Below are 11,329 nucleotides of genomic sequence, written 5' to 3' on the forward strand. Positions count from 1 at the left end.
AGCACCTCAAGATAAAGAAATTCTGGGGCACAACAGAGAACGCCGTCCGCATACAAATCAGTGTGGCTATTATCACATACTGTCTTGTGGCTATTGTCCAACATGATATGAAGTTGAAACGCTCAACCTATGAAGTTTTGCAAATTCTCAGCATATCATTGACAGACAAAACCTACTTGCGTGACCTGTTCGACAAGACTAATTTCAATGATGTCAAAGATCTAAATGATCCCCTGATTCCGGGGCTTTTTGATTAATTGTTTAACTCGTCTCATTTTAACGGGACACTAATGATATTTTTTGATTTCTTCTTTTGAGTTTCCGGTTCTTGCAAGATATATTGCTGCAGCTGTTGCTTGAGCGCCCTTTATTCCTTCCGGATGATTATGTGTTACTGCTGCGGTTTTTTTAGCTACTCTTAATGTCTTTTCCATTGTATTAAATGCAAAACCTACTGGCGAGACTCTCATTGCCGATCCGTTACCCCATGAGTTATATGGTCCAGCGTTGGCATTATTTAGCCAAGCCCTGAATCCTCCGCCATATCCAGCCCATGGATACTTATTCCCCCATTTGCGCATTGTCTTTGCAAGTTCACTTTCTGAAAGATTTAAATCATGCAATAACCAGTCGGCAACGGCTAAGGTCATGATAGTGTCGTCAGTAGGTTTCATACTGTTATTGAACAGCTCGAAATTGTAGTTACGCGTAGAATGGAACTCATATACAGAACCGATAATGTCACCTGCAATGGCTCCTAAAATTGTTGCCTTTCTCATATTATAATTTTATTTTATTCAACCATTACGCAAAGTTAGTCAATTTTGAATTTATGTGTATATGATTTTTACCCGCAAGGCTTGCAAAATATAAAAAGTACCATTATTTATATTTTTATTAATAAAATTTCTGCTGTTTATTCAGTGATTAAAAATATGCTAAACTCTAAAAACAGTTTAGGCTGTAACGCCTGGCATACAGGACATTACAGCCTAAATCAATGTCTAAGATATTTTTAGAGAGTATCCTCCACAGCCGCCTGCGCCGCTGATGTTCTCTATTGTCATTCAATCATTTGCATCCATCAAGGAAAACAAATGGTAAACATGAACCAACTTTAGATTTATTTCGGGGTTTATTCCTCGACTGCTGCTTGCGCGACTGCTATACCTTATTGGCTTTCAATAATTTGCATGTGTTGTGAAAAACAAATAGCAAATATGAAGCAATTTGGTAGAATTTTAAGGGTTATTCCTCAACTGCAGCGATTGCGGCACCAATTTCATGCTAATTTTCAGATACTTTCTTCATTTGGAGAAAACAAATGATAAAACAATCTTCAAATCGGTGCAAGTTTCGAGATTTCCCCTTCAGTAGCTATGACAGCAATACTATATATATAGGTGTCTACCGAGCTTGCGCATTATTTACTCATCCCCCAACTGTCAGATATGGCAGGAATTTAAAAGCTACATTATTCTATTTCTACCTCCTTTCTTTTAATAGTTCTATAATGGCGTCCTTATCCTTCAGGTTGGAATCAAGGCGTGTTATCTGTGCGTTCAGACTCTCAATCTGTTCTTTCAACAACTCAATGGTCTCGTTTTTATTCTCAACCTCAGATTGCACCTTATTTAATTGAGCCACAAGTTCGGCATCACCAATGTTGTTGTGTGCGTTTCCGTCCACTGCAACTGCGGCAAGATAGGCGGAAATCTGATGCTGGACGGGGCAGAACAATGTGAAGAAGTTGAAATCGAGAGCTTCACAGACCTTGACCAGCTTGCTTGTCTCCATTGTTTCCCTTTCCAGTATGCGGTTGACGTGTTGTTGGGTCACGCCAATTCTCCTTCCAAGCTCGGACTTGCTGATGCCAAGTTCCTTGCGCCTGTTTTCTATTGCGTGCCCTACATGTACAGGACTGACTTTTATATCCATAATGGCCGAAAAAACAGTTATAAGGTTAAATAATCAAACAAATATTTGGCTGCATAAACATTTTTATGTTATTTTGCAGTTGAATGAATGATTTGTTCATGCCTACAAAATTAAACATTAAATATTAAACATCCAAAAATATGGCTGAAAATCTGGAAAAAATCCGTCCGGTGCTTACTGCACTCGAAATTGGAGATACTGTTTCCTTCCCAATTTCAAGGCTTAAAAGTGTCCGCACGCAGGCATCCGAGTTAGGCGTAATATACAATCGCCAATTCAAGACAAAGACTGACAGGGAAAAACGTGTCATTATTGTAAAACGTATATTGTAACAGAATGAATGGAATTATTTAGGTTTTGGAATCGTATAGTCACGTATGACGCCTTTCTTAACGATTTGGCGGCGAGGATTGTCCGGCTGTTGAAAGCTGAACATGATGCCCCTGAGTTTATAAGCCAGAGAAAGGCTTTTGAGATTTTCGGTCGCCGCAATGTCGAGAGATGGCGGAAACAAGGTAAAATCACACCATGCAAGAGGCCCGGGAAAGTTGAATACAGGACTTCTGAACTGCGCTTTTTACAGCGTACAGTGCAGGATTATTTTAATGAAGGAAGCAATGGAGACGGGAATAATGCTAAAAAAGCAGCAAAAAATAAACATATATAGGTTTATTTTATATTGCTGCATTGGATATGTAAATCTAAGTTGATTATACTTTGCTCATACTGTTTGCAAGTATGAGCAAAGTTATAGTTCGTTTCTGTTTCCGCGTATTAAATGAATATTGTTATTCAGACAAATGAAAGAATTGAAGCCAACATGCGCCCCCGATGGAGTCTATTCAGTCAAGCGTACTTGCGCAGAATTGGGGATAAGCCATAAAACATTACGGAAATACAGGGAAAACGGTTATATCAAGCCGATAAACCCGGAAAATCTGTCACGTCCCAAATATTCGGGACAAGCCATCATAGACTGCTGGAAAAAAGTCACGGCTCTATGATCAGTGAATCCACCATAGCCAAAGTCAGGAGCATCGGCATAGAGGACGTGCTCACACCTTACGTCAGCCTTAAAAGGAAAAGCTCGTCGTTGGTGGGGTTGTGTCCGTTCCATTCGGAAAGGACACCGTCCTTCACGGTCTCGCCGCAGAAAGGCTTGTACCATTGCTTCGGCTGTAACCGTGGCGGCGACGCCATCTCGTTTATCATGGAGAAAGAGAACCTTTCCTTCATGGATGCGGTTGTGTTCATCGCCAAGCGTCACGGCATTGAGGTGGAATACGTGGAAGAGGAACGGAATGATGATGAATTTGTCGAAGCGAGGCGTCGTGAGTCGTTGCTCATCGCCCTTGAACATATCCAGAAGTTCTTTTTCGACAGCCTGAGGCAGGATACTCCTGAAAGCCGCCAGGCGCGTGACTATGTTTACGGCAGATGGACGGAAGAAACCTGTGCCATTGCAGGTATAGGCTACGCCCCGAAAGATGGCAGCTTGTTCATGAACTATTGCCGCAAGGTGGCCATAAACGAAAATGCCCTGTTTGAGCTTGGTTTCCTCAAACGTAGCGAGGACTGCGGTGCATACGCCATGTTCAGGCAACGCATTATGATACCCATCCGCAACAGGTGGGGACGGGTCATTGCCTATACGGCACGGTATATCGGCACGAACCCGAAAGCCCCGAAGTACATCAACTCAGCCACAAGCACCGTCTATTCCAAAGGAGAAACCCTTTTCGGGATAGACAGGGCAAGCCGTGTGCGTGGTGCCGACTATTTCATAGTGGTGGAGGGAGCGCCAGACGTGCTTCGGATGCAGTCCGTCGGTTATGACAACACTGTGGCCGCGCTCGGCACGGCATGGACGGACAGCCAGTTCACACTATTGAAGAAGTTTACCTCCTCAATATGTTTTATCCCTGATTCTGACGTTGCAGATGGAAACTCTTTCGGCCCGGGCTTCAAGGCGGTCATGGCAAATGGGGCGGCCGCTATCCGAAAAGGCTTTCACGTGACGGTCAGGGAATTGCCTTTTGCCAAATCTCCCATTTCAGACGATGAGCTTAATATCTTGTACCCTGACGGAATACCCGATGATGCCGTAAGGGAGAAGCCGGTAAAGAACGATGCGGACAGCTACATACGCTCGAAGGAGGATTTCTCCTCTCTTGAAGAAAAACATTTCATCGTCTGGCTGGCGCAGAAACGGTTTCTTATTGCGGACTCATTGGTGGAAGAACGAAAATGCGTGTCGGAGGTTGCCGACCTGCTCCGTTATGTGGATGACCAACTTGTCTTTGACCAATGTATTGAACAGCTCTCGAAAATCCACGGCAAGCCTAAGCTGTGGCGCGAGGCTGTCATACAGGCACGTGGCGAAGCACGCAAGAAAAAAGACAGCCTTACCCCGATGGACGAGAGGCAGCGTGACGCCGAACTCCTGCGCCGTTTCGGCCTCTTTGTCCGTGACAACTGCTATTACGCCACACCCGACGATGACGGGGAGCCTACGAGAATTTCCAACTTCATCATGGAACCGCTGTTCCACATCGAGGACGAGAACAACGGTACGCGCATATTCAGGATGCGTAACATGTACAACGTCAGCCGCGTGATAGAGCTGAAAGAGTCCGAGCTGTGTTCGCTGAGCAACTTCCAGCAGAAAGTCGGCTCGGTGGGCAATTACGTATGGCTGGCCAAGATAGACAAGCTCAACCGTGTCAAGGAATACCTGTACTCCAAGACCGACACGGCGGAGCGCATAAGGAAACTGGGCTGGAATGCCGAGGAGGTCTTCTTCGCCTTCGGCAACGGCATACTGGACGGCGGCACGTTTAAAAAGGCTGATGACCTCGGAATAGTCCGCGGCGTCAATGGCAAGGCGTTCTACCTGCCCGGACAGTCCAAAATATACCTGCACAACCGCGAGATATTCCAGTTCGAGAGGCTTATGGTGCATGAGAACCGCAGTGGAGTAAAGCTCTACGACTACGTTTCATTGCTGACGGATGTCTTTGGCGAGAACGCCACCATCGCTTTCTGCTACCTGCTGGCCACATTGTTCCGTGATGTCGTGTTCAAACGTACAAGGCATTTCCCAATTCTCAACCTTTTCGGCGAGAAAGGCACGGGCAAGACTACCCTCGCCACTTCCCTCCAGTCCTTCTTCCTTCACGGCGTTGACCCGCCCAACCTCGGCGTAACCTCCGTCCCGGCCATGAACGACCGTGTCTCGCAGGCAGTCAACACCCTCGCCGTGTTCGACGAATACAAGAACGACCTCGACATCCGCAAGATAGCCTACCTGAAAGGCCTGTGGGGAGGCGGCGGGCAGACCAAGAAGAACACAAGCACCGACGGCATGGCTGCCCAGACCATCGTAAGCACGGGAGTCGTGCTTTGCGGCCAGGACAAGCCCACGCAGGACATGGCGCTCTACACCCGAGTCCTGTTCCTCGCCTTTTCCAAGACCTCCTTCAGCCAGGCGGAGAAGAAACGCTATGAGGATTTGGTGGCAATGTGCAACATGGGGCTGACGCACCTTACTGTCGAGATATTGCAACACCGTGAGCTGTTTGAAAAGAACTTCCCGGAAATATACACCATCACCAAACGGGAGCTGGCCACGAAATTAGAGAATGAGACGGTGCATGACCGCATCTTCGGGAACTGGGTCATACCGCTGGTCACGTTCCGCACATTGGAAACCGTCATCGACGTGCCTTTCAGCTATGCGGAACTGTTTGACATTTCGCTCAGGGGCTTGCGCAACCAGAACGAGCTGGCGCAGGAAAGCTCCGAGATAGCAGACTTCTGGAACATGCTACAGGGCTTCCAGACATCAGGGAAGTGCATAGAGAACGCGCACTACCGCATAAGGTACTTAAAGTCATTCCGCCCGTTGTCGTCAAAGGAGACCGTCGAGTTCAAGGAGGCACGCCCAATCCTTTACTTGAACACGGCAGCCGTTTCCTCGCTGTTCGGAAGCCGTACCATGAACGCCACGGCCAACCGCTCCAACTGGTCAACCGTGATGTCCTACCTGAAATCGCAGCCGTCATCCCTCGGCCTGAAACAGGACAGGTTTACCATTCTCCTGCCCAACGGCCAGCCAGACTATACGGTCGAGTTCGTCAACGGCCAACAGGTCAGAAAAGTCAGGGTCAACCGTCCAAAGGCACTTTGTTTTGACTACTTGCAGTTGAAAGACGCTTTCGGTCTTGACCTTGAAACGGAGGTGATAACGGATGTTCAAGAAGTGAAAGAAGAAAACAATGATATACCCACCCCATATACCCCCCGTACAGAGTGATTTGCCTTTTTAGTCGTTGCCTATGTATTTTAGATTTCAAATAATAGTAGAAAAGCCCACAATCTTATTTTATTGGCAAAATATTTCGATATTTGACAGGAATGATATATTTTTGCAGTATCAAAAATGAATGATATGACAACGAGCGAAAAGATATTGAACTACGCGGCCATGCAGGGCGGGACTTTCAACAGGAAAGACCTTATCCGCCATATTGTAGAAAAAAATCCAGACATCAATGAAGGGGCGGTAGATTTACAGGTAAATCGTTTGTTGTCTTCCGGAGTGCTTAAACGCAGCGGTCGCGGCAAATACATGGTGGATGGGAACAGACTGCCGGAGTTTGTCTATCTTCCTTCAGAGCAGGAACAGCACATATTCTTGAAATTGAAAGCCAAATTCCCGCTTCTTGACATGTGTGTATGGAGTCCTCGGGTACTGGCTTCATATATGCTGCACGTGCCCAACATAGCCTATACATTTGTGGATGTGGAGAAAGACGGAATGGAAACAGTATTTCATGTGTTACAAGACATGAGACTTGGCAGGAACATACTTTTTTCACCATCTGCCGTCGATTGTGACCGTTATTTGACAGGAACAGATTCGATAGTCGTTCGACAGTTGATAGGACAGTCGCCATTAACAGAAGTAGATGGCTGTAAAGTACCACGTATAGAAAAGATTCTTGTTGACGCATTAGGTGACAATGAGTTGTCCTTTGCTGGCGGCTCGGAAATCTACAATATATATGAATATGCGCTTGAAAGAAACAATGTGAATATGAGTAAATTACTAAGATACGCATCACGCCGCAACCGAAAAGACAAAGTAGAACATATTATAAATTCCATAAACGATGATAAATCCTAAAAGTAGAACAATAGAATGGATAACAGAGGCAGCGACGCATCTGGGAATACGAGATTTTGCATTGGCCGAAAAGACAATCAGGGCATTTTCACTGCTCGAAGCCTTGGCCCGTTCCGGATGTCCTTTTGTATTCAAAGGCGGCAGTTCTCTTCTGTTGCACCTGAATACAAGCAGGCGACTGTCAATAGACATAGACATTATCTGCCCTCCCGGAACTCAGATAGAGAATTATCTTATGCAGTATGCCGGGGAATACGGCTTTGGCAAGGTGGAGCTTGTTGAGAGGATTGCAAGAACAGATGTGCCCAAGCAGCATGCCAAATTCTTTTATGAAGTGAGTTATCCGGGCAATGGAGGCCAGGATAAAATTCTCTTGGATGTGCTGTTTGAGAATATTCATTACAGTGACATTGTTGCCAAACCCATTCAAAGCCCTTTGCTTGCAACGGATGAGCCCCTCGTCATGGTCAATCTGCCGAGTGCCGAGGATTTGCTCGGCGACAAGCTGACAGCGTTTGCCCCTCATACGACAGGTATTCCTTTCTTCAAAGGGGAAAAGAACTGCTCTATGGAAATCATCAAACAACTCTATGATGTGGCGTCTCTCTTTGACATTGTTGACGACCTGTCCGTCACCGAAAAGACTTTCAGAAAGTTCGCCGTGGTAGAACTCCGCTACCGTCACTTGCAAGACGATTCCATACAACAAGTTTGTGATGACATCTATCAGACAGCTCTTTGCATATGCCTAAGAGGATTGCACAATCCTGACGAATATAAGTTGCTGATAGGTGGTATCAATCGTATAAGCAACTTCATCCATAGCGAGAAATACACTCTTGATTCTGCAATCATAAACGCTTCAAAAGCTGCCTATCTGAGCAAACTAATCAGTAAGGGCATTACTGGCATCCGCCGCTTCTCTCCTGATAATCAGAAAGAACTGATTTCAAAATCATTGAAAGAGCCATTGCCAACAAAGCTAAACAAATTAAAGAAAACGCACATGGAAGCATTTTTCTATTGGTGTGAAATCCAAGCTATTTGGTAATGGCTTAGCTATTTCCATAAAGTACTGCTAAGTGCATCATCAAATAAAATAAAAAGGTCATCCTGTGGATGGCCTTTTTTATTAAGAACATTTCAAAAAATAATATGCACACATTTCAAAGTTGACAGCGTTGACAACTGATAAGTTCCAATATACCAATCTCTTCCATGAAAAAGTATGCGTTGACAAACGTTGACAAGCGTTGACAGATTAGGGAAAATCAGGAAATCCATAGCCATGTGTTGACAAATCACGGCATATCTATAATTATATCTTTTCATTAAAAGAAAAAGATAAATTATTGTATTATAACCACTTGCAGGTAATGGCTCTTGCGCACTCAAGCCCCTGTCAACCTTGTCAACGCTGTCAACCCTGAAATATATGCCTCTTTCTGTTCGCGAAAAATTTTATGTCTGATTTATCCGTTATTCCAATCTCTACCGCCGCTTTTTGAACACGGCAGAAATCCCCTGCATACAAATTCCCGAATATCCCAAGCAACTCCCTCATTCTCCAATGTTTGACGTATTGCACGGCATCCGGACAACCTGTACCTTTATGGCAAAAACATCGAATTATGGACTTACGCAGGTTATTCTGGAAAATCATGCCGGAGCATACATATTCAGTACGCGAGGCCGCGCACTACCTCGGCATCCACCGTTGCACCATCTACGCCTATATCAGTCATTCTGAAAGGCCGCTGCCTTTTTCACGCACAGCGGACAACCTGAGGCTTCGCTTCCTCGGTGAAGACCTGATACTGTTCAAGAAAACGGGATTTCCAAAGAAAGGGCGCAAGCGCAAGAACTCCGGACGTTGACGCATCTTATAGACTTCTTCCGAGAACTATGGCAAGATGCTTTTCCCGAAAACTCAAGGAAAGCGCAGGCAAGCAGCCATGTCTCCGTCCGTATGCCGTCCATATCCGCCACTGCCAGGCTGAACATGGACGGCGGCACTGCGCCGGACTTCACCATCCATTCCCGGGCACAGGCTTCTGGGTCGATAGCATCCACCAATGATATTATCTCGGCGGCAAGACTATCAGCCCTGCCGTCATACACCTCCACCGTGAAAACAAACGGCATTTCGCTTTTCATGTACCGCCGGAAGCTGACGTATTTTGTGCCGTCCGTTTCTTCCCTGACTGATGCTTTCCAGCCGTTCATGGTGGCTATTTGTATGATGTCCTTATCCGTCATTTATTAAACATTTTTGAGTGTTTCCAAAATACACTTGCTTACATTGAAGCATGACAAGTCCGGCCATATCCATGAGGAATACAGCCGGCTTTTTCCTGACCGTTTGTCTCATGCAATCTTCCTGACAGCTTTCAACAACCCGTACACCATTTCTTCCGCCTCTTCCATGTCGGCTACTATATCCTTGATGTGGTAAGGCGCACCACGCTGTCCGTGGTCGTCCGGCTCAATCCACAGGCTCGCCTCATAGTCGGGGTCGAAGCCCTCATAGTACTCTTCAATATTATCTGCCAGGCTGTCGATGCTGTTACCTGTCATGGATGCCGTGAAATAGAAGTCCTGCCCTGCGGGTGTAAACTTGTAGAACTCAAAGATTGTGTTGTTTCCCTGCCTGTCGGCACGCACGTCCCATCCGTCTGCCTCGCCGCACTTCATTACTGCGTCAATGTTGATATTCGTATTCATTGTCTTGTCTGTTTGTGCCAGCCGTGACCGTGGAAGCCACGGCTGACGGGTTATAAATGTTCAATGCCCAAATCCTTCAAGAAACCGCTGCAGGCGGTAGTCCTGTAAATTCTTCAGCTTTGTAGGCCGGAAGTTTTCCTGCTGCTTTACCTACAACTTGCCCAAGCCTTGTGCCGAGGTCAAGCGTCACTTCCGAAAGTTCGTTGAGCGAGATATAGCCGTACTCGTCCTCCGCAGGCCCTACGACAATGCCATAAAGAATGGTATCGCTGTCCTGCACTTCTCCCTCAAGTATGAACCAACGTATCGCACCAAATGCGAAGATGGCCACGCAGACGGCTTCCTTTCCCCTGCCGTCCTGCGAGTAAAGGGGATAGCCTTTCAAGACTTCCTCCAACCGGGGTGTCATCAGCCTGCACATATCAACAAAGTCTTATTTCGTCACTGTACACTTCTATCTCCGCACCGCTTGTCAGCCTCACGATGAAGCCTGTATCTGTCAGTGCCACCACAATACCATGACGGTAGCCGCGCCACGGCTTAATCAGTTCACATTCCCTGCCGTATTCGGGAAAATCAGTATATCCTGCCATATTCATTATTTTAGGTTGTTACACTATTTCTTTTTCTTTATAGTCGGGGTCATAGACAAGCTCCTTATCGACAAGCGTGCCGTATGCTTCCGCCGCTACACGTGATGCCCACTCGTTGCGGTCGTCATAGTAACCCTTTTGGTAGTTGTGCGCCAGTTGGCGCATGAAGCCGATGAACACCTTGAACATCTGCTGTTGCAGGTAGCGGTGTGCCCTTGACAGTTCCCTGCCTGTGATTTCGGCGAAACACATCCGTCCGTTGACGAAGTTCTCAAACTCTTTGGCAAACTCCTTGTCCTGTTTGGATATTGCCTCTCCTGAAAAATCCTGATAGCCCATAATTTCTGTTTTTAATGTCATACACTTGCCTGATAATAGATTTGTGGTTCGGCCGATACATTGTAGATGTAACTGCCGCAACGCACCAGAAGGCAGTCCTTGCCGTAATATAGCCTTTTCATGCCTCTTACGCTCCCGGTACGGTGGAAGTTCGGGAAGCGGTCAATGCCGACCCTCCGCCCTTGTTCGATTGTCATTCTTCTTACACGCATAATCCGATGTTTTGAATGTTGTAGGTTTCAATTCTTTTCCCTTTTGTGAAACCCTTTGGGGCTTCGTGGCCGGGAAAGCCGTTTCCCGTGCGGAGTTTCACTGCGGACAAGAGGGAGGATAAGACAGGTGTGAGGCGAGAGAGCGCGGACGGAATACCCAAATTTCCAAGGCACGCGGAAATTTGTGGAAGGCTGCCGTCAAACCCTCCTGGAAAAGCCACGCGACTTTGACCCTTTTGGCCAAGCAGGATTTGCCCACCTTTGGCTACAATATGATTGCCCCTTTAAAGTCCTGGTGTTGGGGGTCAATTTTATTTTACCCTTTTAAAATTTCC

The 11,329-nt window shown here is 46.3% G+C and carries 14 protein-coding genes and 2 pseudogenes; 8 read left to right on the forward strand and 8 right to left on the reverse strand.

Annotation, left to right across the window (positions count from 1 at the left end):
- A pseudogene (locus tag H6A34_RS11300) lies at positions 1 to 257 on the forward strand (IS4 family transposase); the annotation flags it as partial.
- Positions 258 to 287: 30 nt separating this feature from the next.
- Here the strand turns inward: H6A34_RS11300 and H6A34_RS11305 are convergent.
- Entirely contained in the window at positions 288 to 779 is a 492-nt protein-coding gene (locus H6A34_RS11305) for an ADP-ribosylglycohydrolase family protein (protein ID WP_205105602.1), read from the reverse strand.
- Positions 780 to 1,485: 706 nt separating this feature from the next.
- Positions 1,486 to 1,938 carry a helix-turn-helix domain-containing protein gene (locus H6A34_RS11310; protein WP_205105603.1) on the reverse strand — a complete coding sequence of 151 codons (453 nt, stop codon included), beginning with the start codon at positions 1,936 to 1,938 and terminating at the stop codon, positions 1,486 to 1,488.
- A 140-nt stretch (positions 1,939 to 2,078) separates the two neighbouring features.
- On the opposite strand from H6A34_RS11310, the gene H6A34_RS11315 reads away from it, so the two are divergent.
- The 7 genes from H6A34_RS11315 to H6A34_RS11340 all read left to right on the forward strand — a co-directional run bounded on the left by H6A34_RS11315 (position 2,079) and on the right by H6A34_RS11340 (position 9,003).
- Positions 2,079 to 2,270, forward strand: a complete 192-nt coding sequence (locus H6A34_RS11315) for a hypothetical protein (protein ID WP_205105604.1) — start codon at positions 2,079 to 2,081, stop codon at positions 2,268 to 2,270.
- Positions 2,271 to 2,278: 8 nt separating this feature from the next.
- On the forward strand, positions 2,279 to 2,605 hold the full coding sequence (locus tag H6A34_RS11320) for a hypothetical protein (protein WP_205105605.1): 327 nt from the start codon (positions 2,279 to 2,281) through the stop codon (positions 2,603 to 2,605).
- A 133-nt stretch (positions 2,606 to 2,738) separates the two neighbouring features.
- Positions 2,739 to 2,942, forward strand: a complete 204-nt coding sequence (locus H6A34_RS15055) for a MerR family transcriptional regulator (RefSeq protein WP_239480856.1) — start codon at positions 2,739 to 2,741, stop codon at positions 2,940 to 2,942.
- Positions 2,939 to 6,253, forward strand: a complete 3,315-nt coding sequence (gene dnaG / locus H6A34_RS11325; protein WP_205105606.1) for a DNA primase — start codon at positions 2,939 to 2,941, stop codon at positions 6,251 to 6,253. Before H6A34_RS15055 ends, dnaG begins: the two co-directional genes overlap by 4 nt.
- Positions 6,254 to 6,388: 135 nt before the next feature.
- Positions 6,389 to 7,126, forward strand: coding sequence for a type IV toxin-antitoxin system AbiEi family antitoxin domain-containing protein (locus H6A34_RS11330; RefSeq protein WP_205105607.1), 738 nt, complete (start codon positions 6,389 to 6,391; stop codon positions 7,124 to 7,126).
- Entirely contained in the window at positions 7,113 to 8,177 is a 1,065-nt protein-coding gene (locus H6A34_RS11335) for a nucleotidyl transferase AbiEii/AbiGii toxin family protein (protein WP_205105608.1), read from the forward strand. Before H6A34_RS11330 ends, H6A34_RS11335 begins: the two co-directional genes overlap by 14 nt.
- 580 nt (positions 8,178 to 8,757) lie before the next feature.
- Positions 8,758 to 9,003, forward strand: coding sequence for a MerR family transcriptional regulator (locus H6A34_RS11340; RefSeq protein ID WP_205105609.1), 246 nt, complete (start codon positions 8,758 to 8,760; stop codon positions 9,001 to 9,003).
- Here the strand turns inward: H6A34_RS11340 and H6A34_RS11345 are convergent.
- The 6 genes and pseudogenes from H6A34_RS11345 to H6A34_RS11370 all read right to left on the reverse strand — a co-directional run bounded on the left by H6A34_RS11345 (position 8,948) and on the right by H6A34_RS11370 (position 10,994).
- Complete coding sequence (locus tag H6A34_RS11345; protein ID WP_205105610.1) at positions 8,948 to 9,385, reverse strand: hypothetical protein; 438 nt, start codon at positions 9,383 to 9,385, stop codon at positions 8,948 to 8,950. The genes H6A34_RS11340 and H6A34_RS11345 overlap by 56 nt on opposite strands.
- A 108-nt stretch (positions 9,386 to 9,493) precedes the next feature.
- Positions 9,494 to 9,850: a hypothetical protein gene (locus H6A34_RS11350; protein ID WP_205105611.1), complete on the reverse strand. Its 357-nt coding sequence runs from the start codon at positions 9,848 to 9,850 to the stop codon at positions 9,494 to 9,496.
- Positions 9,851 to 9,910: 60 nt separating this feature from the next.
- Positions 9,911 to 10,271 (reverse strand): annotated as a pseudogene (locus H6A34_RS11355) (hypothetical protein).
- Position 10,272: 1 nt separating this feature from the next.
- Positions 10,273 to 10,443 (reverse strand): glyoxalase, encoded by a 171-nt coding sequence (locus H6A34_RS11360; protein WP_205105612.1) that lies wholly within the window; start codon positions 10,441 to 10,443, stop codon positions 10,273 to 10,275.
- 18 nt (positions 10,444 to 10,461) lie between these two features.
- Entirely contained in the window at positions 10,462 to 10,803 is a 342-nt protein-coding gene (locus H6A34_RS11365; protein WP_239480857.1) for a sulfide:quinone reductase, read from the reverse strand.
- Positions 10,800 to 10,994 (reverse strand): hypothetical protein, encoded by a 195-nt coding sequence (locus tag H6A34_RS11370; RefSeq protein ID WP_021855347.1) that lies wholly within the window; start codon positions 10,992 to 10,994, stop codon positions 10,800 to 10,802. The genes H6A34_RS11365 and H6A34_RS11370 overlap by 4 nt, the downstream gene beginning before the upstream one ends.
- Positions 10,995 to 11,329 lie beyond the last annotated feature (335 nt).

The sequence above is a fragment of the Marseilla massiliensis genome, from assembly GCF_016899855.1.
Lineage (GTDB): Bacteria > Bacteroidota > Bacteroidia > Bacteroidales > Bacteroidaceae > Prevotella.